Annotated in this window: 23 protein-coding genes and 6 tRNA genes; 21 read left to right on the top strand and 8 right to left on the bottom strand. The window is 32.0% G+C overall.

Going from position 1 to position 21,741, the window contains the following annotated elements:
• Nucleotides 1-632: 632 nt before the first annotated feature.
• A complete protein-coding gene (locus B8T70_RS11420; protein ID WP_086894927.1) occupies nt 633-1,748 on the bottom strand; it encodes an FKBP-type peptidyl-prolyl cis-trans isomerase in 1,116 nt (371 codons plus the stop codon).
• Between the two features lie 78 nt (nt 1,749-1,826).
• Between B8T70_RS11420 and B8T70_RS11415 the strand changes: the two genes are divergently transcribed.
• Together B8T70_RS11415 and B8T70_RS11410 are read left to right on the top strand one after the other, a co-directional pair.
• Complete coding sequence (locus tag B8T70_RS11415) at nt 1,827-2,219, top strand: RNA-binding S4 domain-containing protein (protein WP_086894926.1); 393 nt, start codon at nt 1,827-1,829, stop codon at nt 2,217-2,219.
• A gap of 56 nt (nt 2,220-2,275) precedes the next feature.
• Nucleotides 2,276-2,776 (top strand): phosphoribosyltransferase domain-containing protein, encoded by a 501-nt coding sequence (locus B8T70_RS11410; protein ID WP_039112188.1) that lies wholly within the window; start codon nt 2,276-2,278, stop codon nt 2,774-2,776.
• Here B8T70_RS11410 and B8T70_RS11405 read toward each other — a convergent pair.
• The gene (locus B8T70_RS11405) at nt 2,768-3,286 is read right to left on the bottom strand and encodes a shikimate kinase (protein ID WP_086894925.1); all 519 of its coding nucleotides are present in this window, start codon (nt 3,284-3,286) and stop codon (nt 2,768-2,770) included. The two genes, B8T70_RS11410 and B8T70_RS11405, sit on opposite strands and share 9 nt — an antisense overlap.
• Nucleotides 3,287-3,413: 127 nt before the next feature.
• On the opposite strand from B8T70_RS11405, the gene B8T70_RS11400 reads away from it, so the two are divergent.
• From B8T70_RS11400 to B8T70_RS11335, 14 genes are all read left to right on the top strand, one after another.
• Nucleotides 3,414-3,486, top strand: a tRNA-Lys gene (locus B8T70_RS11400).
• A gap of 40 nt (nt 3,487-3,526) precedes the next feature.
• Nucleotides 3,527-3,599, top strand: a tRNA-Lys gene (locus tag B8T70_RS11395).
• A 38-nt stretch (nt 3,600-3,637) separates the two neighbouring features.
• Nucleotides 3,638-3,720 (top strand) — tRNA-Leu (locus tag B8T70_RS11390).
• A gap of 21 nt (nt 3,721-3,741) precedes the next feature.
• Nucleotides 3,742-3,814, top strand: a tRNA-Lys gene (locus B8T70_RS11385).
• Between the two features lie 130 nt (nt 3,815-3,944).
• Nucleotides 3,945-4,017: transfer RNA gene (locus B8T70_RS11380), tRNA-Lys, on the top strand.
• A gap of 129 nt (nt 4,018-4,146) precedes the next feature.
• A tRNA-Lys gene (locus B8T70_RS11375) sits at nt 4,147-4,219 on the top strand.
• A gap of 272 nt (nt 4,220-4,491) precedes the next feature.
• On the top strand, nt 4,492-4,992 hold the full coding sequence (locus B8T70_RS11370) for a tetratricopeptide repeat protein (RefSeq protein ID WP_039112190.1): 501 nt from the start codon (nt 4,492-4,494) through the stop codon (nt 4,990-4,992).
• A gap of 141 nt (nt 4,993-5,133) precedes the next feature.
• The gene (locus B8T70_RS11365) at nt 5,134-6,102 is read left to right on the top strand and encodes an ion channel (RefSeq protein ID WP_086894924.1); all 969 of its coding nucleotides are present in this window, start codon (nt 5,134-5,136) and stop codon (nt 6,100-6,102) included.
• Nucleotides 6,103-6,171: 69 nt separating this feature from the next.
• Nucleotides 6,172-7,071: a MerR family transcriptional regulator gene (locus tag B8T70_RS11360; protein WP_086894923.1), complete on the top strand. Its 900-nt coding sequence runs from the start codon at nt 6,172-6,174 to the stop codon at nt 7,069-7,071.
• A 37-nt stretch (nt 7,072-7,108) separates the two neighbouring features.
• Entirely contained in the window at nt 7,109-8,572 is a 1,464-nt protein-coding gene (locus B8T70_RS11355) for an NAD(P)/FAD-dependent oxidoreductase (RefSeq protein ID WP_086894922.1), read from the top strand.
• 8 nt (nt 8,573-8,580) lie between these two features.
• Entirely contained in the window at nt 8,581-9,420 is an 840-nt protein-coding gene (locus B8T70_RS11350; protein WP_086894921.1) for a phytoene/squalene synthase family protein, read from the top strand.
• A gap of 20 nt (nt 9,421-9,440) precedes the next feature.
• Complete coding sequence (locus B8T70_RS11345) at nt 9,441-9,881, top strand: sterol desaturase family protein (RefSeq protein WP_086894920.1); 441 nt, start codon at nt 9,441-9,443, stop codon at nt 9,879-9,881.
• Nucleotides 9,882-9,891: 10 nt separating this feature from the next.
• On the top strand, nt 9,892-10,353 hold the full coding sequence (locus B8T70_RS11340; protein WP_086894919.1) for an SRPBCC family protein: 462 nt from the start codon (nt 9,892-9,894) through the stop codon (nt 10,351-10,353).
• The gene (locus B8T70_RS11335) at nt 10,353-11,648 is read left to right on the top strand and encodes a deoxyribodipyrimidine photo-lyase (protein WP_086894918.1); all 1,296 of its coding nucleotides are present in this window, start codon (nt 10,353-10,355) and stop codon (nt 11,646-11,648) included. The genes B8T70_RS11340 and B8T70_RS11335 overlap by 1 nt, the downstream gene beginning before the upstream one ends.
• A 159-nt stretch (nt 11,649-11,807) precedes the next feature.
• On the opposite strand, the gene B8T70_RS11330 is transcribed toward B8T70_RS11335, so the two are convergent.
• Complete coding sequence (locus B8T70_RS11330; protein ID WP_086894917.1) at nt 11,808-13,112, bottom strand: AarF/ABC1/UbiB kinase family protein; 1,305 nt, start codon at nt 13,110-13,112, stop codon at nt 11,808-11,810.
• Nucleotides 13,109-13,771: a TetR family transcriptional regulator C-terminal domain-containing protein gene (locus B8T70_RS11325; RefSeq protein ID WP_086894916.1), complete on the bottom strand. Its 663-nt coding sequence runs from the start codon at nt 13,769-13,771 to the stop codon at nt 13,109-13,111. Before B8T70_RS11325 ends, B8T70_RS11330 begins: the two co-directional genes overlap by 4 nt.
• A 98-nt stretch (nt 13,772-13,869) precedes the next feature.
• Here B8T70_RS11325 and B8T70_RS11320 point away from each other — a divergent pair, with 98 nt between their 5' ends.
• The gene (locus B8T70_RS11320; RefSeq protein WP_086894915.1) at nt 13,870-14,781 is read left to right on the top strand and encodes a TIGR01777 family oxidoreductase; all 912 of its coding nucleotides are present in this window, start codon (nt 13,870-13,872) and stop codon (nt 14,779-14,781) included.
• Nucleotides 14,782-14,784: 3 nt separating this feature from the next.
• Here the strand turns inward: B8T70_RS11320 and B8T70_RS11315 are convergent, their stop codons facing one another.
• From B8T70_RS11315 to rmuC, 4 genes are all read right to left on the bottom strand, one after another.
• Nucleotides 14,785-15,324 (bottom strand): YceI family protein, encoded by a 540-nt coding sequence (locus B8T70_RS11315; protein ID WP_039119353.1) that lies wholly within the window; start codon nt 15,322-15,324, stop codon nt 14,785-14,787.
• Nucleotides 15,325-15,537: 213 nt separating this feature from the next.
• Nucleotides 15,538-16,092, bottom strand: coding sequence for an acyl-CoA thioesterase (locus B8T70_RS11310; protein ID WP_039112202.1), 555 nt, complete (start codon nt 16,090-16,092; stop codon nt 15,538-15,540).
• An 8-nt stretch (nt 16,093-16,100) separates the two neighbouring features.
• The gene (locus B8T70_RS11305) at nt 16,101-16,466 is read right to left on the bottom strand and encodes a hypothetical protein (protein WP_039112203.1); all 366 of its coding nucleotides are present in this window, start codon (nt 16,464-16,466) and stop codon (nt 16,101-16,103) included.
• Between the two features lie 20 nt (nt 16,467-16,486).
• Nucleotides 16,487-17,845 (bottom strand): DNA recombination protein RmuC, encoded by a 1,359-nt coding sequence (rmuC, locus tag B8T70_RS11300; RefSeq protein ID WP_086894914.1) that lies wholly within the window; start codon nt 17,843-17,845, stop codon nt 16,487-16,489.
• 209 nt (nt 17,846-18,054) lie between these two features.
• Between rmuC and B8T70_RS11295 the strand changes: the two genes are divergently transcribed.
• Genes B8T70_RS11295 through B8T70_RS11280 form a run of 4 tightly spaced genes read left to right on the top strand, consistent with a single transcriptional unit; the run spans nt 18,055 to nt 21,731 of the window.
• Nucleotides 18,055-18,936, top strand: coding sequence for a protease complex subunit PrcB family protein (locus B8T70_RS11295; protein ID WP_086894913.1), 882 nt, complete (start codon nt 18,055-18,057; stop codon nt 18,934-18,936).
• Between the two features lie 48 nt (nt 18,937-18,984).
• On the top strand, nt 18,985-19,386 hold the full coding sequence (locus B8T70_RS11290) for a hypothetical protein (protein ID WP_086894912.1): 402 nt from the start codon (nt 18,985-18,987) through the stop codon (nt 19,384-19,386).
• A 51-nt stretch (nt 19,387-19,437) separates the two neighbouring features.
• The gene (locus B8T70_RS11285; protein ID WP_039112207.1) at nt 19,438-19,989 is read left to right on the top strand and encodes an RNA polymerase sigma factor; all 552 of its coding nucleotides are present in this window, start codon (nt 19,438-19,440) and stop codon (nt 19,987-19,989) included.
• Entirely contained in the window at nt 19,986-21,731 is a 1,746-nt protein-coding gene (locus B8T70_RS11280) for a hypothetical protein (RefSeq protein WP_086894911.1), read from the top strand. The genes B8T70_RS11285 and B8T70_RS11280 overlap by 4 nt, the downstream gene beginning before the upstream one ends.
• Nucleotides 21,732-21,741: the final 10 nt, after the last annotated feature.

Here is a 21,741-nt window from a genome sequence, read left to right as displayed (position 1 = left end):
TCCGTTTTCTTCTTTCTTATCAATCTTTCAAGGAACTTTCCGTTATTTAGCGGGGTGCAAATGTAACATCCGTTTTCCATTCTCACAAGCTTTTCGAAATCTTTTTTTTTTAGAATTTTATTTCTAATTTGATTCGTCTTGCTTGTCAGTATTTAAAGGAACGTTTGTCGTTGTTGCGGGTGCAAAACTACCACCTTTATTCAGTTAATCAATACTTTTTATGGAGTATTTTTTGATTATTTTTTAACAGTCTGATAACAGTATGTTTACGGGTGTGATTTTTTCTTTCTCTCTGGCTTTTTTGGACTCTTCCTCTGGGTTTTCCTTGTTTTTGCTGGGTTTTGCTAGGTTTCGCGCAAAGTCGCGAAGTCGCAAAGTCGCTTTTTATTCTCTTCCTTGATGTGGCTTTTGTTGTGTTTTGTATCTCCTAGCCCTGATAGTAGCAGAAATCCTTGGCCTTTTTTCTTTAAAAGGCAAGATTGTAGCGGATAGCAGGAAATAGCTCCTGAAAAAACTACTCCTATATATAGTATACTAAAATATCGCTCCTATATATAAGGTCACAAAAAAAGCGGCTACTATATATAGCAGCCGCTTAAATATTTAAAACCAGAATTAACAAATCTTTTTTTTTACTTCTTTAAAGGATAAGTACTATCAAGATGCACTCTTATTCTAGTTGGTGAAGTATAATCAAATGTTTTCGTAGCCGGTATATATGCTGGTATACCATGCGTTTCATTAATAAATTCCGTAGCAGGATCATCTACAGCCGCACCATTAAATGGATAATATCCATTACTTATAGTTTTATCCCCTATAACAGTATCTGGTCTTTTAGTTTCAAATTTAGTTGTATAACCATCCCCATCATCATCAACATCTAAGAAATCAGGAATTCCGTCTTTATCTGTATCATCTGGATTATCTCCTAGTTTCTGATTAGGATATTCTGTCGTATTACGCATATCTCTTACATAACCATCGCCATCTTTATCCTCTTGATACGAAAATACCCCATCCCCATCATGATCCAAACGCTGTAACGCATATAACTTAAAACTAAAAACCAAAGGAGAATAAGAAGGAATAGAACCGCTACCACCAGCATAATAACCCAATCCCGAAGGCAAAAACATTACTCCTGCTCCAAAATCATTATATACTATAGTACCATTATTACCAGGATCTGAAGTACCAACTTTAAATTCTGGAAAGGTTTCCCCCCAACCTTTAACCATTTGATACAAGTCATAAAAAGTTTGCGGAAATACTATTTCCTCAAACTGAGTAGCCGTAACAACCGAAGGATCTGTAGTTGTTGCACCAGCTTTTCTAAACAAATATGTACCATTATAAGATGACAAAACCCCATCTACATTACTTGGCGACTCACCAGTTCCTTCACGCAACACCAAATAATATAATTTATAATCTACATTATGCAAATTTACCGTCTTAACTTTTAAAGTTGGAAACGTAGGACTATTCAAATAAAACCAGATAGATTTCTCCTCATTTGGCTTTGTAATTAGCTTAATTTTCACATCCTGATCCTCTGGTTTACCAGCCGCTTCGGTTATCGTAATAGTATTAGTTTTTAAATAATCCTCAATAACAGCAATATCCGCATCATACTGTACTTGAAAATCCCTTAAGGGCTCTACGTCTGCAGAATCACTTTTTGAACATGAGAATATAGCCAGTGTTGCAAATGTTAAAATAAAATAATACTTAAATTTATTCATTAATGTTGATTTTTAGGTGCGCAAGATACAATATTGATTTATTTTTGTAAAGAATTTAACTCTGAATTTAGAAAATTTATGCGAATAGATAAATACTTATGGTGTGTGCGTTACTACAAGACCCGAAATATGGTCACTGAGGCATGCAAGAAGAACCATATTACAGTGAACGGCCAAGTTGCAAAACCCTCTAAAGAAGTTTTTCCGACTGACAAAATTACGTTTCGTAAAGACCAGATTACTCAAATTATAACCGTCCTTGATATTCCTGAGAATAGAGTTGGCGCAAAACTTGTCGATATATATAGAAAAAACGAAACTCCCGCTGAAGCATATGCTCATTTGGAACTATTAAAACTATCCAAAGAACATTATCGAAAAAACGGAACTGGTAGACCTACTAAAAAGGATCGTAGGGATATTGACGAATTCGGAAATGACATTTCAGATAACGAGGGCGAGACCGAATAACATTCTAACCAGATTTCATATCTTACACACTTTACATTATTTAAAAAACAACTACAATGAGCAAAAACATCATCTTAACAAATCAAGAGATTGAACATAAAATAAAACGAATTGCCTACCAGATATACGAAACCTTTGTAGATGATGAAGAAATCGTAATTGCAGGTATTGCAGCCAACGGCTTCATCTTCGCTAAAAAAGTAGCAGTAGCCCTAGAAGCCATCTCCCCTATTAAAGTATCTCTTTGTGAAGTACAGATAAACAAACAGAAACCTGAATCTCCTATAAGTACTTCTCTAACCAAAGAACAATACGCCAACAAAGGCTTAGTACTTGTAGATGATGTATTGAATTCTGGCACTACTTTAATATATGCCGTTCGTCATTTTCTAGATGTTCCTTTAAAGAAATTCAAAACTGCCGTTCTAGTCGATAGAAATCACAAGAAATATCCCGTAAAAGCAGATTTTAAAGGAATATCTCTTTCGACTTCTTTATTAGAGCACGTACAAGTTGTATTTGATGACAATAATAATGATTATGCTTTCTTAAGCTAGAATCTCAAGTATATCCGAAACCGTTTCATCAATAGTCCTCTCATCTACGCTTACCTTATACTTTGCCTGGTTGTAGTAAAAACTTCTTTCGAAAAGATGCGTAGCTATAAACTCTCTCATCTCTTCTTCATTTTTATCAGCAATAAGTGGGCGTTTACTTTTATTATGAAGTAAACGTCCATATAATGTATCGATAGACGCTTTTAAATAAATAGAATCTACTCCATCTTTATTCAATAATTCATGGTTATTAGCATAACACGGAGTCCCTCCTCCTAAACCTATAATCATTTCTTCGGGTGATTGAAGCAATTCTCGGAACATTTCATGCTCTAATTTTCTAAAATATATCTCTCCATTCTTATCAAAAATCTCATTTATGGTTAAATTAACCTTATTTTCGATGCATTTATCTAAATCTAGAAAAGGAATTTCTGTGGTTTTTGACAATTTTTGAGCAATTGTTGACTTGCCGCAACCCATATACCCTAATAACACTATTTTTTTCATACTAATAAAAGCTTATAAACTAAGACGTTGGAAATTTTTCTAAAAAAAAGACAAATTTATAATAAAAATGCTTGGAAACTTCAATAATAACTCCTTATATTTGCACCCGCATTCAAGGAAAGAATATGACTCGATAGCTCAGTTGGTAGAGCACATCACTTTTAATGATGGGGTCCTGGGTTCGAGCCCCAGTCGGGTCACAAAATTTGTGATTAAAAAAAATACTTTCCTTGATAGCAAGACTCGATAGCTCAGTTGGTAGAGCACATCACTTTTAATGATGGGGTCCTGGGTTCGAGCCCCAGTCGGGTCACAAATGGTCGAGTATTAACTTACTTGACCTTTTTTTTTGGCCACGTGGAGAAACGGTAGACTTGCCATCTTGAGGGGGTGGTGCTCGAAAGGGCGTGTGGGTTCAAATCCCACCGTGGTCACGACACAATAAAGAAATTATAGACTCGATAGCTCAGTTGGTAGAGCACATCACTTTTAATGATGGGGTCCTGGGTTCGAGCCCCAGTCGGGTCACAAAAAGTCAGGTAATTATTTACTTAACTTTATTTACCACGCAGAGAGATGATAGACTAGTCATCTTGAGGAGTAATACTCAGAAAAGCGTGTGGGCGCAAATCCCACGATAGTCAGAATAAAAAAGAATGACTCGATAGCTCAGTTGGTAGAGCACATCACTTTTAATGATGGGGTCCTGGGTTCGAGCCCCAGTCGGGTCACAAAAGGTTAAGTAATTATTTTACTTATTTTTTACCACGCAGAGAGATGACAGACTAATCATCTTGAGGAGTAATACTCAGAAAAGCGTGTGGGTGCAAATCCCACGATAGTCAGAATAGAAAAAGAATGACTCGATAGCTCAGTTGGTAGAGCACATCACTTTTAATGATGGGGTCCTGGGTTCGAGCCCCAGTCGGGTCACAAAAGGTCGAGTAATTAATTTACTTGACCTTTTTTTTAGCCACGTAGAGAATTATTGACTTTTCATATTGAAAAGATGATGCTCGCAAGAGCATACAGGTTTAAATCTTACCGTGGTTACAATGAAAAGCGAAATATTATTTTTTTAGTATTTCGCTTTTTCTTTATAAAGTTATATACTAAAAGTCAAAATACAATAATCCTACTATTGTCATAAAATAAACAATCCCAAAACACGTTAAACATTTTAAAACCTACTAATTTATTTTTATATGAAACGATTATTACTTATTCTGTTATTTACTACTACAACTGCAAGCTGGTGTCAATCTGGAACTGATTACTTTGATCAGGCATTACGAAAAGCCGAAAGTGGTAATACAAAAGGCGCAATAGCCGATTACACTAAAGCAATTAAGCTGAGAGCCAACTTTGCCGAGGCTTACCAAAACAGAGGTGTTGCAAAACTAAAACTCAACGACACTAAAGGTGCACTAGCCGATTTTAATAAAACAATCGAAATAGACAATATGAATGCAGATGCTTTTACTGGCAGAGCAAACGTAAACTACAAGTTAAACAACTTTAAAGCCGCTATTGAGGATTGTACTTCTGCTATTAATTTGAATCCTAAAGACTATGTTGCCTACAACCTCAGAGGCACCTTATACACACAGATTCAAGATAAAAAAAGTGCGTGCAAGGATTTCTCTAAAGCAATCGAATTAGGAAGTAAAAGCGCCATTAAAAACAAAGCAACTTTCTGTAAATAAAAAACATTAAAAAAAGCCCCAACTATTCTTCCTCATAAAGTAATAGTTGGGGCTTTTTTGTATTCTAACTTATACTTACATTTGAGAAGATATCCGTCTAATCAATTTGATTTAATCTAAAACTTATTCGATATAACACCTATGTCAATTCTCAAAAAAATAAACGCACAGGCAGAAACCGACAAAAACTCTGGTTTTGGAACCAACTCTAATAGTTACGGGGGACGCTTTGTAAATAAAAATGGAACTCCTAATGTTGAAAAAACAGGAATGCACTTATTACGTCGCATTAGTTGGTATCACACAATGATTGATATGCCCACCTGGAAATTCATGCTTGTTCTATTCTCCTTTTACATTGCTATCAATTTCATTTTTGCCATTCTTTATTTCGGTATTGGTATTGAGCATCTAGATGGAATAGTAGCTTCTCAAAGCGAATGGGCAAAATTTGGACAAGCTTATTTCTTTAGCGCTCAAACTTTCACAACCGTAGGTTACGGACATATTAGCCCCACCGGTTTTTTAACAAGTTCTTTATCTGCAGCCGAAGCTTTAATAGGATTACTAAGTTTTGCTATTGCAACTGGTTTATTCTTCGGGAGATTTAGCCGTCCAACGGCATTTCTTAAATTCTCTCACAATGCATTAATTAGTCCTTACCAAAATGACAAGGCTTTAATGATTCGTCTTGTTCCTTTTAAAAATACAAATTTCACCGATGCTGAAGCAAAAATTACTTTAGGAATGAGTATTGAAGAAAATGGTGTAATGACAAATAAGTTCTATTCATTAGACTTAGAGCTACACAAAATAAATGCACTTACATTAAGCTGGACATTAGTACACCCTATAACCGACAAAAGTCCGCTGTATAAATTCACCAAAGAAGACTTCGCCTCTATTCATGGAGAAATTCTGGTGTTCATTAAAACCTTTGATGATATGTACAGTAATACTGTTGCTGCAAGAACTTCTTACACCTTCAAAGAGGTGTTATACGGTGCGAAATTTGAACCAATGTATAACAGAAGCAAAGATGCCTCTAAAACTGTACTACATTTAGATAAGCTAAACTCTCATCAAACTGTCAATTTTGAACAAAGCTAAATCGATAAATTCCTTGTTTTTACTATTTTTCTAGAAATTAAGTTACATTTGTTTATCAAATATTAATAAATGATAAACAATATAAAAAGTGTTTTTAGCATAAAAGACCTTGAAAATCTTTCTGGCATTAAAGCACACACCATTCGTATTTGGGAAAAGAGATACAATATCCTTGAGCCAATGCGTACTGACACCAACATTCGAACCTATGATTTAGCTAGTTTACAAAAACTATTAAACATTACGTTACTACATGAATATGGTTATAAGATTTCGAAAATAGCAACTTATCCACAAGAAAAGATTCCACAATTAGTCAGGGAAATCATTTCTAGTAAAAACGCAAAAAATCACGCCATCAGTTCTTTTAAAATGGCAATGATGAATTTTGATCAGGAATTATTCTTCAACACTTTTAATTGGCTTACCGCCGAAAAGTCTTTTAAGGAAGTCTTTCACCAAGTGTTTATTCCTTTATTGAATGAATTGGGTTTATTATGGCAATCTGAAACCATAACTCCTGCCCATGAACATTTTGTAAGTTATCTAATTAAGCAGAAACTTTACATTAATACGGAGAAGCTTCAGGTTCTGAAACCAACAAAAACAGATAAAATTTTTGTTCTTTCTTTACCAATGAATGAAATTCATGAACTTGGATTAATGTACATTCAATACGAAATATTACTGCAAGGTTATAAAACTATTTATTTAGGCGAAAGCATGCCTATTGAAAACCTAAAAGAACTCAACAATCATTTTGACAATATTACTTATGTTTCTTATCTTACTATTCAGCCGGACCGCAGTATAGTTAATCAATATGTAGCCAATATGAGTTCTGAGCTTTTAAACAACTCTAATGAAATATGGCTAATTGGAAAATTGGTAGAACATATTGAAACCGAAAATCTAAATCAAAAAGTACACATTTTTAACTCCATCGAAGAATTAGTGAGCCAGATATAATTATTTTGTTTAATTATTTTGTAGTTTTGTTAAACAAATGAAAAAAACAATCTCAATTATAGGTTCTGGCTTTTCGGCTTTATCAGCTTCATGCTATTTAGCCAAGGAAGGTCATGACGTAACTATCTACGAAAAAAATGCAACTATTGGTGGCAGAGCCAGACAATTAAAAAGTAATGGTTTTACATTCGATATGGGACCGAGCTGGTATTGGATGCCTGATGTATTCGAAAATTTCTTCAAAGATTTTGATAAAAAGACTACGGATTACTATGAGTTAATAAAACTTAATCCTGCTTATCGTGTGTATTTTGGGATTAATGAATTCATAACCATCACCGATAATCTGGAAGAAATTGCTAAAACTTTTGAAGCTATCGAAAAAGGTAGCGGTAAAAAACTTGTTGATTATATCTCTCAAGCTAAAAGCAATTATGATATTGCCATAAAAAAATTAGTATATCGTCCAGGCGTTTCTGCTTTAGAATTGATTACTCTTGAAACTACTCAAAAATTAAATCAGTTTTTTGGAACGGTAAGTAAAGATATACGCAAGAAGTTTAAAGACGAAAGGTTAATTCAGATTCTAGAATTTCCTGTTTTGTTCCTTGGTGCAAAACCATCTAAAACACCTTCTTTTTATAATTTCATGAATTATGCCGATTTCGGAATGGGAACCTGGCATCCTAAAACAGGGATGTTTGATGTTGTTCGTGGCATCGAAAGTCTAGCAAAAGAACTTGGTGTTACTTTTAAAACCAACTCTAGTATTGATAAAATCATTGTTCAAAACAATATTGCCACTTCATTAATCATAAATGATGAAATTATTACTTCGGATATAGTTTTAAGTGGTGCCGATTATCAACATACCGAAACCTTATTATCTAAAGAATATCGGGTTTACTCTGACGAATATTGGGAAAGTCGCATTTTTGCTCCTTCCTCGCTCCTTTTTTATGTGGGGTTCGACAAAAAAATACAATCCATTTCTCATCATGCTTTATTCTTTGATGTAGATTTCGAACAACATGCAATGGATATTTATGATGACCCTAAGTGGCCTGAAGCTCCTTTGTTCTATGCAAACTTTCCATCGGTAACAGATAAAACAACTGCTCCTGAAGGAATGGAAACTGGCTTTTTCTTAATTCCTCTTGCTCCCGGAATAGAAGATACCGAAGTTCTTCGCGAAGAATATTTTGATAAGATAATTTCTCGTTTTGAAACTGTCACGCAACAATCGATTAAAAATAATATTATATTTAAGAAGTCTTTTTGCAAAAATGATTTTATCGAAGATTACAATGCGTATAAAGGAAATGCCTACGGAATGGCTAATACTCTATTACAAACTGCATTTTTAAGGCCTAAATTAAAAAGTAAGAAAGTAAAAAACTTATACTTTACCGGACAATTAACTGTTCCTGGTCCTGGCGTTCCTCCTGCTTTAATTTCAGGAAAATTAGTATCTGAATTAATAAACAAATCCTTTTCATAATAAAAAACATGAAACAGTTATTTGATAATGTCTCGTTTAAATGTAGTAAGCTTGTTACTCAAAGCTACAGTACTTCTTTTTCTTTGGCTGTATATATGCTTGCCCCAAGTATAAGGGATGCAATTTATAGTATCTATGGTTTTGTACGTTTTGCTGATGAAATTGTAGATTCTTTTCATGGTTTTGATAAAAAGTATCTAATTGATGATTTTGAAAAAGAATATTATAAAGCTATAGAAGCTGGCATAAGCCTTAATCCTATTATAAACTCTTTTCAGCACACTGTAAAACAATATAACATTACAGATGATTTAGTCCAGTCTTTTTTAAAAAGTATGAAACTAGATTTAAGCAAATCCGACTATCATAATAAGGAAGAAATTGAGGATTACATCTATGGTTCTGCAGATGTTGTGGGTTTAATGTGTCTTAAAGTTTTTGTTGCAGGTAATGATTCTAAATACGAAAAGCTAAAAATGGAAGCAATGCGATTGGGCTCGGCTTTTCAGAAGGTGAATTTTTTACGTGATTTAAAAGATGATAATCTAATCTTAAACCGAAACTATTTTCCTGGAATAGATTTAAGCTCTTTTGATGAAAATGCTAAAAACAAAATCATCAAAGAAATCGAAGATGATTTTAAAGTTGCGTATCAAGGAATTATAAAACTTCCTGTCGAAGCTAAGTTTGGGGTTTATACCGCTTATATCTATTATAAAAAACTTTTAAAGAAACTAGAAAACACTCCTTGTCATGAAATAGGTAACGAAAGAATTCGGGTTTCTAATTATTCTAAAGCTGGATTATTGGCCAAATCTTTTGTTTCTTATAAACTGAGAATGGTCTAATTTTTAATAAAAACAAAACAATGATTTTCTTTTTAATTTTTATAGGTACGTTTCTTTTTATGGAATGTGTTACTTGGTGTACTCATAAATTTGTCATGCACGGCTTTATGTGGTATTTTCACTCTGATCATCACCAGCCTAAATACTCAAATGTGTTTGAACGAAATGATATTTTCTTTGTAATTTTTGCAATTCCAAGTATTCTACTTTTCTATTATGGAACAATCGACGGCATAAATTACTTATTTTTTATCGGGTCGGGATTAACTTTTTATGGTTTTTGCTACTTCATGGTTCACGATGTATTAATTCATCAACGCTTTAAATGGTTTAAAAACACCAAAAACAAATATCTCATCGGGTTAAGAAAAGCGCATAAAGTACATCATAAACATTTAGATAAAGAACACGGTGAATGTTTCGGAATGTTGTTTGTTCCTTTTAAGTACTACAAAATATAATAAGTCACTTATGAAAGTATATAAAAAAGAATCAGTTCAACACATCAATGCAAGTCTGGAAGAATGCTGGACTTTTTTTTCTAATCCTAATAACCTGCAAGTAATTACTCCTACAAACATGGGTTTTAAGGTTACCGATTATGATAATAAATTGGTATATGCTGGACAAATCATTCAATATAAAATAGCTCCACTTTTAGGAATTAAGCTAAACTGGATGACTGAAATTACTGTAGTAAAAGAAAATAGTTATTTTGTAGATGAGCAACGTTTTGGTCCTTATGCATTATGGCATCACAAACATTTTTTTGAAGCGACTGCAAATGGAACTCAAATGACAGATATTGTACATTATGCTCTTCCGTTTGGTTTTATTGGGCGTATTGTAAATGCTCTTATTGTAAAAAATGAACTAAAAACAATTTTTGAATACCGCCATAAAAAAGTCGAAGAAATTTTTAATATTAAATAATGAGCAAACAAAAAGTTAGTCTTTTTTGGTTTCGACGTGATTTACGTTTGGATGATAATCGTGGATTATTTCATGCGCTTGAATCTAATTTTCCAGTTATTCCTTTGTTTATTTTTGATGAGGCCATTCTGGATAGTTTACCAAAAGACGATTCCAGAGTTAGTTTTATATACGATTCTCTAGAGAAAATCAATACTGAATTAAATACTATAGGAAGTTCTCTCTTGATAAAAAAGGGCAAAACTGCTGAAATTTGGGAATCTCTTATCGAAGAATTTGATATTCAGGAGGTATTTTTCAATAAAGATTATGAACCATTTGCTATAAAAAGAGATTTATCTATCTCTGATTTATTAATCCAAAATAACATTACGGCGCTTTCTTATAAAGACCATGTTATATTTGAAGAAAAGGAAATCACAAAATCTGATGGTTTACCTTATACTATATATACTCCTTATAAAAATAAATGGTTAGAAAAATATAAAATTTTAGGTCAAGCCAAAGAATATAATACCGCTGATCTTTTTTCTAATTTTTATAAAAGTCAATTCCTATTCCCGACAATAAACCAGATTGGGTTTGAAAAAAGTACTATAAAAGTACAGCCGCATAATTTAAAAAGTATTTCGAATTATCAAGAAACAAGAGATTTCCCTGCCTTAGATTCTACTTCTTATCTTTCGCCTCATTTACGATTTGGTACTGTTAGCATTCGGAAATTAGTAAATTGGGCTGCACATACAAATCAAGTTTTCCTGAGTGAATTAATCTGGAGAGAATTTTTTATCCAGATATTATTTAGTTTTCCGAATGTTGTTAATCATAATTTTAAATCGGCTTATGATGGAATTCAATGGTTAAATAACGAGAAAGATTTCCAGCGTTGGTGTTCTGGAACTACTGGTTACCCTATGGTCGATGCCGGAATGCGCCAACTTAATGAAACTGGATATATGCATAATCGGGTTCGTATGGTTGTTGCTAGTTTTTTATGCAAGCATTTATTAATTAGCTGGCAATGGGGAGAAGCTTACTTTGCCGAGAAATTACTTGATTACGAATTAGCATCAAATGTTGGTAATTGGCAATGGGCTGCAGGAACGGGCTGTGATGCTGCTCCGTATTTTAGAGTTTTTAATCCCGAAATTCAACTTAAGAAGTTTGATGAGAAAGGTGTTTATATCCGAAAATGGATTCCTGAATTTGATTTGGGTTATAATGAACCTATGATTGAGCATGCTTTTGCAAGAGATCGTGCTATTGCAACTTATAAAAAAGGAATTTTGAGATAATTTTTTTAAGTTATTAATATCTAATTTTTAAAGCCTCTGTCTGAGTTTGAACTCTGACAGAGGCTTTGTTTTTTTTGCCATTTCTAGCCCAGATGGGAACGGCATCCTATTGTGGTGGTGTTCACCACAAGAGATATAGTGGACAGCTGGATTAAGCTCCTAATATTTCTGATAATTATTTACTTGAATCTTAGCTTTTAAATCGAACATTAAATTATATAACCCGAAGAATGTTCTATTCATATATATAAAATGTTTCGAACCGCGATTCCCGTTCATCTTTTTGAGATTTGTATCTTTTGAGAAACGTTCGCCTAGCTTGCCTATATTATCAAAAAAGGCTTCATCTGAAAAATCAAATGTATCTGACTGGAATGGTTTTGTGAATAATGATAACAAATCATGAAACATTCCTGTAAAATATTCTATTTCTTCTTTGGTATCATCTGTTCTAAGAATTTCTAATTCGAATAACTTTTGATTAAAAAGCTCTTTATCCGTTATAACTTCTTTGTTGATTAACTCAAAATAGGGTACGTAAAAGTCATTTGGAATTTGTTTCATACATCCAAAATCTAAAGCTACCAACTGTTTTTTATCATTTACTAAGAAATTTCCAGGATGTGGATCGGCGTGAACTTTACGTAATATATGAATTTGATACATATAAAAATCCCAAAGTGCTTGCCCTATAAGATTAGATTCTTCCTGATTGGGTTTCTTGGCTGTATATTCTGAAAGATGAATTCCAGTCATCCAATCCATTGTAATGATTTTCTCTGAAGAATACTCTGGATAATAGTTAGGAAAAACTAGGTTATCAATCTTTTTACAAGCTTCAACAACTTCTTGGCTTTGCTGTAATTCTAATAAATAGTTAGTTTCTTCAATTAATTTATCTTCTACCTCTTTAAAATATTTATCAGAATCTTTTCCTTGCAGGTTAAACATTCGTATCGCCATGGGTTTTACCAATGCTAAGTCTGACGAAATACTGTTGGCAACTCCTGGATACTGGATTTTTACGGCTAGTTTTTTTCCATCTTTTACAGCCAAATGCACCTGACCAATACTTGCTGCATTTACAGAATTAGGATTAAACTCATCAAAAATTTCGTAAGGTGTTTTACCAAAATTTGTTTTAAACGTTTTTAATACTAAAGGTGCAGATAGTGGTGGAACTGAAAATTGTGATAAAGAAAATTTTTCGACATAGGCTTGTGGCAAGAAATTCTTGTCCATGCTTAGCATTTGTGCAACTTTAAGCGCACTTCCTTTTAAGCTTTTGAGTCCGTCGTAAATATCCTCGGCATTATTCTCGTTGAGTTTATCGCGAGTTACATCTGGATTTACAATTTTTTCTCCGTAGTACTTTAAATAATTTACTCCAATTTTTGCTCCAGTTTGAACAAGTTTGCTCGCCCTTTCTATTTTGGAAGTTGGGATATAGTCGATGGTTTTCATTGTTTGCTATATATTTTTTCTTTAAAAAGGAATTTACCAAAATCAAGCAAATGATTCATCGGTGCTACATTCATTAATTCGAAAGATACATTTACAGCTTTTTCGATAAAAATATCTGTTTTCTCAAATGCTGGTGATGCATCGTCTATCCAAAACTTAAGCGTAAGCAATAATTGCATCCATGCTGTTTCCTGAATTGCTTTTTCCTGAAAATTCTGAAGCTTTTCTTGTTGGATTCGATGGTCATCGGTTATAATTAAACTAATATATTTTTTAAAACTATCTCGAAGTTTAGTTAGTTTCACCAAGTTTTTAATCGGGTTGGAATCCGTTTTTAATGCCTGAACAACATAACTACGATTTGCAGTTAATAATTCGAAGAATGTAAAGTAAAAACCAAGCATTTTATTTTTCATATCATACTCTTGGTACTCTGGATTTTTATCTAATAGTTCGAGGGTGTTTTCGAAAAACAGATTAAAAATTTCTTTTTCAAGTCCTTCAAATGTTCCGAAAAAAGTATAAAACTCGGCCTCTTCAAAATCATTTGATTTTGCAAAATGAAAAACTGTTTTGGGATTTTGTCCGTGTTCCAAAACGTAATCCATATACAGAGAAACAATTTTATCTTTTGTCAATATTTCTTTTTTAATTTCCATACAACCTACTTTTTTAATTTAGCATAAAGGTAAGCAACGTTTAACTATATTTACGTAATGCTAAACAATACAAGGTGTTAAATATATTATAAACTATCATGACTAAAAACATTTTACTAACTGGTGGCTCTGGATTTATAGGAACAAAACTTACTGCTTTATTGATCGCCAATGGGTATTCGGTTTCTATATTAACTCGTAGTGATAGAAAAGCGAGCATGGGCGTAACCTATTACAAATGGAATTTAGAGAATAATTATATAGATGAAGATGCTGTTTTAAAAGCAGACTGTATTATTCATCTTGCGGGCGAAGGCATTGCTGCAAAAAAATGGACTGATAAACGAAAAAAAGAAATTTTAGATAGTAGGGAAAAACCTATTGAACTCATTTTTTCTGTTTTAAAAAACAACAATAAAACCTTAGATGCATTTATCTCGGCTTCGGCAGTTGGAATTTATGGTGCCTTTACAAGTGAAATTATTTGTACCGAAGAAACTCCTGCTGCAAATGATTTTCTTGGAGAAACTTGCCAAAAATGGGAAGCTGCTACAAATTGTATCGAATCGTTAGGCATTAGAACGGTTAAAATACGAACTGGATTGGTTCTGGGTAAAAATGAAGGTTTTCTAAAAAAACTAGTTCCAATTTTTAAATATAGCTTCGGCTCTATTGTAGGCACCGGAAAACAATATATGCCTTGGATTCATATTGATGATTTGTGCGCTATTTATTTACAGGCAATTATTAATCTTGATATGAAAGGTTCTTATAATGCTGCTGTTTGTGACGATACAACCAATGCCATTTTCTCTAGGGCTATGGCAAATGTATATGGGTATTCTATCTGGTTGCCTAAAATACCAACTTTTGTAGTACGATTAATCACGGGAGAAATGGGTGAAATTATATTAACTGGACAACGTGTTTCTTCTAATAAAATAGAAAGTGCTGGTTTTAAATTTAAATATTCAAATTTAAAACCAGCACTCTTAGTGTGTTTAAAATAACTTTTATTTCATCACTCCTACCAAACTTGTGTTTACAGTTTTGGATATTTTGTTTTCTATCATAGAAGGTATTTTAATATTAAAATCGTCTGTATTAAGCGGAAAAAACGAAATTATTTCAATGCCTTGGGGTACTTTTTTAAGTATAGCACTTACGACTATTTCTTTTGTTTTACCGTGAATTTGAAGTTTCCCTTTAATGGTATATTCTTTTGGGGTTTCATCAATATCTTTCATGTCGAATTTTCCAATTTTGCCTTTAAAAACAGCTTTCGGATATCGATCACTTTCGATATAATTTTCATTAAAATGGGTTTCCATTAAATCCATTTTAAATCGAAAATCTTTCATCACAGCCACGCAAACAAAACTACTTGTTTCTGGCTCTATAACCACAATTACCGATTTATTGACTGCGTTTACCTCTTCGAAAAAAGGAACTGAAGCTTCAAAATTAAGAACACCAATTGCAGTTCTTATTCTATTTTGTGCTACAATAAAGTTAACGGTAAGTAATAGAATTAAAAAAGTACTTTTTTTCATAATCTTCAGCAATTAGGATTAAACATATTGCAAGATATTTTTTTGAAAAAAGCCTATTGACAAAAACAAACCAACAACAGACATGAATCAAAAAGGAACTGTTCAGGAAAGGCATTCGAGTATAAAAAATACTTAAATCCTCTTTCTTAAAGTTACGTATTTTAATTCTTTTTGGTTCTTAAAACATTCCCAAAAATTGCATAAAGAACTACTTTAATTTAACTCTAGTAAAACATTGTATTTGTTTAAAGATGCTAATGTTTCTATAGAACTATAATTGTATTCTTCTGCGTGGTTTTCTACTTCTTTTTTAACCTCAATGTGTTTCAGAGCTTTACAAAAACGTCTTACTTCTTCAAGATTTGATAATATAAGTCCTGGTACCAGAACGCTCTTTCCTTCTTTGTCTTTAGCAACCATTGTAAAATAAGAGGAGTTACAATGTTTTATTGCTCCTGTTTGTATATTTTCGGCCTCGACACGAATACCAACAATCATAGAACTTTTACCTACATAATTTACTGAGGCTTTCATGGTTACCAATTCTCCTACTTCGATAGGTTTTAAAAAATTTACTGTGTCAACTGAAGCTGTTACACAATAATGTCCTGAAAACTTAGAGGCGCAAGCAAAAGCAATCTGATCTAGCAATGATAATATATATCCTCCGTGTATTTTACCACTAAAATTAGTGTGCGAAGGAAGCATTAATTCGGATATGCTTATTCTTGAACAGGCTACTGTTTTAAAGTTTGTATTTGTACTCATATTCTATATTATTTTACATTAAATGGAGAATCTTCTTTTTCTACCGCTTTTACAAAAAAACGCGTTTCTCCCCACCAAGGAAATGTTTTATATTTTTCGACATACTCCAATTTTACATAACCTCCCTGAAGTACTTTTAAATCTTCGATAACTTTTTTATCACCATCTAAAACAGAGAAAGAGAATATTTGTGCCCCCGAAATTCCTTGACTTAGTTCTCCTTCCCAAGTTTTCATCATAACTCCTTTATGACTCAGTCTTATTAATTCGCCTGAACGGATTCCTGTACTATAAGGTACATAATAAATAAAACTAAAATACCCAATTAGAGCTATAGCTGCAATACCAATGATAATTCCCAGAAATCGTTTCATCCAAATATTTGTTTAAAATTTTAATTTTCGTTATTATTTGCTCTTGTCAATATATTCTCTGGAAGTGACTTCTTGGCCTTTGCTCCCATTTTCTTTAACTTCTCTACACTTGTAATTAAATTCCCTCGACCATCAACTAGTTTGCTCATTGCATTTTCGTATTCCGTTTTAGAGTCATTTATTTTATTTCCAATTTTAATTAAATCTGCAATAAAACCTTCAAACTTATCGTATAATGCTCCGGCTTGTCTGGCAATTTCAAAAGCATTTTCTTGTTGTTTTTGGTTTGTCCACATACTATCGATTGTTCGCAAAGTAGCTAATAGTGTGGTTGGCGTGACAATTACAATATTTTTTTCGAAAGCTTTATTATATAAGGTAGTATCTTCATTTAATGCTATCGCAAAAGCGGGCTCTATCGGAATAAAAAGCAAAACAAAATCCGGACTTTCTATTTGATATAAATCATGGTAATTTTTGTTTCCCAGTTGCTCAACATGTCTTTTTATCGACTGGACATGTTCTTTTAAATAATCAGATTTTAAATTATCATTTTCTTCATTAATCCATTTTTCATAAGCCGTTAAAGAAACTTTAGAATCTACAATCATTTTTTTACCATCTGGCAAATGAATCACAACGTCGGGAAGCACGCGAAGACCAATCTCATTGGTAAAACTTTGTTGCACTTCATATTCTCTTCCTTTTTCTAAACCTGATTTTTCGAGAACTCGTTCTAATACTAATTCTCCCCAATTCCCTTGCATCTTGCTATCTCCTTTTAGGGCTTTGGTTAAGTTGAGTGTTTCTTTACTCATTTGAGCATTCATCTCACTTAATCCTAATATTTGTTGACGCAATGCTGCATGATAATCAATACTTTCTTTGTGTGTATCCTCTACTTTCTTTTCAAAACCAATGATTTTATCTTGTAGTGGCAACAAGATATTTTTCATGTTCTCATTATTCTGAGCAGTAAATTTTGTCGATTTTTCTTCGAGTATTTTATTGGCTAAATTTTCAAATTCTTTTGTGAATTTTTCCTGAAGTTGTTCTACTTCATTTTTTTGTTCTTTATGACGTTCCCATAAGTTTTCGAAATCTACTTCTTTTTTAGAAAGCTGAATCGCCAGACTATCTTTTTCGGTACGGATAACTTCTTTATCAGAATTTGTTATTTGAAGTTGTTTCTCTAAGCTAATTTTTTCTGATAAAAAATGTTCTTTTTGCTGCTGAAACTGGTTTGTTAAAGCAATTAGTTTTTCATTTAAACTTACTTTTTCTGATTGAAATCTAGCCGAGAAAATAAGTTTCCCTACAAAAATCCCAATAACCAAAGCAACAATAAAAATCAATAAAAAGGGAACCAGATTCGACATAAAGGATTTTTAAAAAAGTAAAAGTACACAATAATATGTAGTTCTAGAGACGAGAAAATATTTTTTTGACTTTAAAATGAGCATCTATTTTATACTATTTATCACTAGAAATTGGAATGCAAAAATTATTTTTAAAAATAATGATATTATTGACGCAACCTTTTTGTCATTATATCATCTATAAGGTATAATCTTTTAAAATATAAAAAATGAAAAAAATTATTTTAGGTCTAATTGTCGCTTTAGGCATTAGTTCTTGTTCTATGAATAATGACAATGATTATCAAAACTGCGGTGATTTTAGTAACGTTGCTTTTTCAGGTTTCCCGATAGAATGTAACTATACAATAAAAGAAATCCCTACAAAGCCAACAGCTATAGCAATAAGATCACAAGAAAAAATGGATTCTTTTTTTACTAAAAATCCTAATCCTTGCCCAACTCCTATAAATCCTAATATCGATTTTACTAAAAATAATTTAATTGGAATTTTTGCTGGACCGAAACCAAGTGGTGGATATGAAATAAAAATTACTTCTATAGTTGAGAATTCTTGTGAAGTAATTGTACAATATTATGAGAAAGAACCTCTAGCAAATGAAGTCGTTACTAGTGAAGTAACAAATCCTTATGATTTGGTTTTAATCCCGAAAACAGACAAGCCTGTTTATTTAAATAAAATAAGCCAGAATAAAAACTTTGCAATTATAGGAAGTTATAGTGGTCAATGTACTGGCGCTAGCTGTCAATTATTTTTCAATATTAACAATTTAAACGTACTACATTATCTTAATGTTACTTCTGGGAATTATGATTTTACCAAATATAATTATGAAGCATTAACTAAAAAAGGTGATTATACTGAATTTGTAAAATTAGTTCCTGCTGAAATTTTAAACTTAGCTGGAGGTACTACGAAGACCTACGGCACCCCAGATTCAGCTAATCAAGGTGGAATTTATTTTGAACTAAACCAAGGGGATAAAGTAATTAAAGTATTCATAGACAATAATAACACTTCAGACCAAGGATCTGAAATAATTGCATTTAATAAAGTAATAAAGGATAAAATTGCAGTATTGAGAAAGTAAAGTAACTTTGCAGCAAAAAAATTAACAAAAATTTATTATTTCCTTAAAATGAAAAAAACAATTTTAGCTCTTCTAGTTATTATTTCTGTTTCAACTTATTCATCAAATGTAATTTTCAAGTCAGATAAAGCCACTATACTTGCTGGAAGTTGGGTTTGGCAAAAATCAACTGGAGGCCAAAATGGTAGTTATACCTCAACTCCTAAAACTCTTGGGAGTACAAAAAAGCTTGTTTTTACAACCGATGGTAAAGTTATTACATATAAGAACAATGTTGAGATAAGAAATAGCAACTATCAACTTACTAAGGGTATTAGTGTATTTGATAATTTAGAACATGATTTAATCACTTTTGAAGGAATAACATATGTTATCGAAAAATTAGATTCCCGTAATCTAGTTATTGTAAACAATTTCACTGACGGCTACAGTTCTACTTTCAAAAAGTAGCATCCTGAAACACAAACACTATTGCAATCTAATATACTTTAAAATTATTTTTTGGAAGACAATTTAGACTTACTTATAAAAAAGTGCATTGACAATGACAGAGGAGGGCAATTGAGAATTTATCAATTGTTCTCGCCTGTATTGTATGGAATTTGTCTAAAATATATGAAGAATGAAGATGATGCTAAAGATGTTTTTCAGGAGTCTTTTATAATCGTTTTTCAAAAAATTAAACAATATAAATTTGAAGGTAGTTTTGAGGGATGGATGAAACGAATTTTTATCAATAAACTCATCGAAACCTTAAAGAAGAAAAAAAGAGATTACCATTTTCTCGATGTCTTTGATCCAGAAACAGAAATTATCGAAGAAGAAGAGCTTGAAACTATTCCGATAACACAAGAAAAACTAATCGAATATATTCAGGATTTACCCGATCAATACCGAATGGTTTTTAATCTTTTTGTTTTTGAAAAGATGAAACACAAAGAAATTGCAGAAATGCTCCAGATTACAGAAGGAACTTCTAAATCAAACTTAAATAGGGCTAAGAAAATATTACAAACAAAAATTTTGGCCGTATTAAATTTTAAAACAGCATGAAAAAGAAAAAAATAGAAGATATTTTTTCTTCAATAGAAAATTTTTCTAGTGTACCACCACCAGAATTATGGGCTAAAATTGAAGAAGAACTAGATAAACCTAAAAAGAAAAAGGTAGTAGCCATTTGGTGGTCGCTAGCGGCTAGTCTTTTAATAGGTTTAGCTATCACGTCTGGTCTATATTTTAACTCGAATGAAAATGATATTTTATTAAAGGATAACAATGTTGTCATAGATTCTCAAGAAAGTAATTCAAAATCGAATCCTACTACTCCATCTACAATTAATACTACTCCTTTAAATAATAAAGCTACAATAACAGTTGCTGAATCTGATAATTCGGTAGCTAATGAAACATCAAACAACAATCAAGAATCGACTAAAACTGTAACAAGTTCAATCAACAAAAAAGATAAGCCTTCATTACAATTAACCAATGAAACTATCTCAATAGCTGAATCATCATCTAAAAACAAAGCTAAAACCTCATCACCTAAAGTAAATGGTAACGAAATTAATAGCATTTTTAATGAGGCTAAAAACGAAGAAATTGTTTTAAATAACAATATTCAATCATCATCAAAAAACGACACAAACACTACTTCAGCTAAACAGAATAATACTGAAGTTAATAATACTATATACAAGAATAAAACTGAAGCAATTGTTTTAAACAATAATATTCAATCATCATCAAAAAACGACACAAGCACTTCTTCTACTAAACAAAACAATACTGAAGTTGGTACTACTATAAACAAGAATAAAACTGAAGCAATTGCTTTAAACAACAATATTCAATCATTATCAAAAAACGACACAAACACTTCTTCAGCTAAACAAAATAATACTGAAGTTGATAATACTATAAACAAAAATAAAACTGAAGCAATTGTTTTAAATAATAGTTCTGAAAAAAGTCTAGTATCTTATAACGATTCATTGAATAAAGTTCAAATAGCACTTGAACTACAACAATTAGAGAACCGATTAAATAATAAAGAAGACAACGAAGGGGTAAAAACTGAAAAAGAAATTCTGAAAGAAAAATGGTCTGTTGGTCTTTATGCTGGTTTAGTAAACTCTGAGAATTATGGCAATAAGAAAGCGTTGGGTAATGATATTGAGTCTAAACAGAATACTGGGTATGGCGTAAAAACAAATTACAAGCTTAATAAAAAATGGGCCGTAAGTTCTGGTTTAAAAATTAATGAATTAGGACAATCTGTAGCCAATGTATCTTATTATAACAAACAACAAAATGTATTATCTGCAGGAATTATAAATGATTTTTTCATTTCAAATCCTAGTGTTGAATATATTTCGACAAATAGAAATTATGTTTTTTCATCAGACAATAGCAGTCAAAAAATTCAAAGTAGTAATGCGGGAAATCAAACTGGGAATCTTGATCAACAATTGCAATATCTAGAAATGCCTCTTGAAGTTTCTTACTCTGTCTTAAATACAGGCAAGGCCGATATTAGACTTAATACTGGTGGTTTTATAGGAAAGTTAATTTCCAACGAAGTTTTTTTAGATGGTAACTCGATAGGAGGAAATCTAGATGTAAACAACTTTGTATATGGCTCTAAATTTAGCAGTACTTTACAGTATGAAGTCTTCAAAAAAACTCATTTTTTTGTAGAACCTGGTGTGAATTATTATATCAATCCGTTAAAAACACAATCGTTTAACCAATTTCAGTGGGGTCTGAATTTTGGGGTTAATTTTGGGTTTTAATTAGTTTGTT

Source organism: Flavobacterium sp. AJR (assembly GCF_002156885.1).
Taxonomy (GTDB): Bacteria; Bacteroidota; Bacteroidia; order Flavobacteriales; family Flavobacteriaceae; genus Flavobacterium.
Note: the sequence above shows the minus strand (reverse complement) of the source record. Positions and strands in the feature narration are given on the sequence as shown.

What these genes read in the sequence shown, in the direction of transcription:
- B8T70_RS11310 (WP_039112202.1), bottom strand. Translation starts at nt 16,092, where the DNA reads ATGAGTACAAATACAAACTTTAAAACAGTAGCCTGTTCAAGAATAAGC.
- B8T70_RS11420 (WP_086894927.1), bottom strand. Translation starts at nt 1,748, where the DNA reads ATGAATAAATTTAAGTATTATTTTATTTTAACATTTGCAACACTGGCT.
- B8T70_RS11365 (WP_086894924.1), top strand. Translation starts at nt 5,134, where the DNA reads ATGTCAATTCTCAAAAAAATAAACGCACAGGCAGAAACCGACAAAAAC.
- B8T70_RS11405 (WP_086894925.1), bottom strand. Translation starts at nt 3,286, where the DNA reads ATGAAAAAAATAGTGTTATTAGGGTATATGGGTTGCGGCAAGTCAACA.
- B8T70_RS11355 (WP_086894922.1), top strand. Translation starts at nt 7,109, where the DNA reads ATGAAAAAAACAATCTCAATTATAGGTTCTGGCTTTTCGGCTTTATCA.
- B8T70_RS11320 (WP_086894915.1), top strand. Translation starts at nt 13,870, where the DNA reads ATGACTAAAAACATTTTACTAACTGGTGGCTCTGGATTTATAGGAACA.
- B8T70_RS11335 (WP_086894918.1), top strand. Translation starts at nt 10,353, where the DNA reads ATGAGCAAACAAAAAGTTAGTCTTTTTTGGTTTCGACGTGATTTACGT.
- B8T70_RS11325 (WP_086894916.1), bottom strand. Translation starts at nt 13,771, where the DNA reads ATGGAAATTAAAAAAGAAATATTGACAAAAGATAAAATTGTTTCTCTG.
- B8T70_RS11360 (WP_086894923.1), top strand. Translation starts at nt 6,172, where the DNA reads ATGATAAACAATATAAAAAGTGTTTTTAGCATAAAAGACCTTGAAAAT.
- B8T70_RS11330 (WP_086894917.1), bottom strand. Translation starts at nt 13,112, where the DNA reads ATGAAAACCATCGACTATATCCCAACTTCCAAAATAGAAAGGGCGAGC.
- rmuC (WP_086894914.1), bottom strand. Translation starts at nt 17,845, where the DNA reads ATGTCGAATCTGGTTCCCTTTTTATTGATTTTTATTGTTGCTTTGGTT.
- B8T70_RS11290 (WP_086894912.1), top strand. Translation starts at nt 18,985, where the DNA reads ATGAAAAAAACAATTTTAGCTCTTCTAGTTATTATTTCTGTTTCAACT.
- B8T70_RS11370 (WP_039112190.1), top strand. Translation starts at nt 4,492, where the DNA reads ATGAAACGATTATTACTTATTCTGTTATTTACTACTACAACTGCAAGC.
- B8T70_RS11340 (WP_086894919.1), top strand. Translation starts at nt 9,892, where the DNA reads ATGAAAGTATATAAAAAAGAATCAGTTCAACACATCAATGCAAGTCTG.
- B8T70_RS11350 (WP_086894921.1), top strand. Translation starts at nt 8,581, where the DNA reads ATGAAACAGTTATTTGATAATGTCTCGTTTAAATGTAGTAAGCTTGTT.
- B8T70_RS11295 (WP_086894913.1), top strand. Translation starts at nt 18,055, where the DNA reads ATGAAAAAAATTATTTTAGGTCTAATTGTCGCTTTAGGCATTAGTTCT.
- B8T70_RS11345 (WP_086894920.1), top strand. Translation starts at nt 9,441, where the DNA reads ATGATTTTCTTTTTAATTTTTATAGGTACGTTTCTTTTTATGGAATGT.
- B8T70_RS11305 (WP_039112203.1), bottom strand. Translation starts at nt 16,466, where the DNA reads ATGAAACGATTTCTGGGAATTATCATTGGTATTGCAGCTATAGCTCTA.
- B8T70_RS11315 (WP_039119353.1), bottom strand. Translation starts at nt 15,324, where the DNA reads ATGAAAAAAAGTACTTTTTTAATTCTATTACTTACCGTTAACTTTATT.
- B8T70_RS11410 (WP_039112188.1), top strand. Translation starts at nt 2,276, where the DNA reads ATGAGCAAAAACATCATCTTAACAAATCAAGAGATTGAACATAAAATA.
- B8T70_RS11415 (WP_086894926.1), top strand. Translation starts at nt 1,827, where the DNA reads ATGCGAATAGATAAATACTTATGGTGTGTGCGTTACTACAAGACCCGA.
- B8T70_RS11280 (WP_086894911.1), top strand. Translation starts at nt 19,986, where the DNA reads ATGAAAAAGAAAAAAATAGAAGATATTTTTTCTTCAATAGAAAATTTT.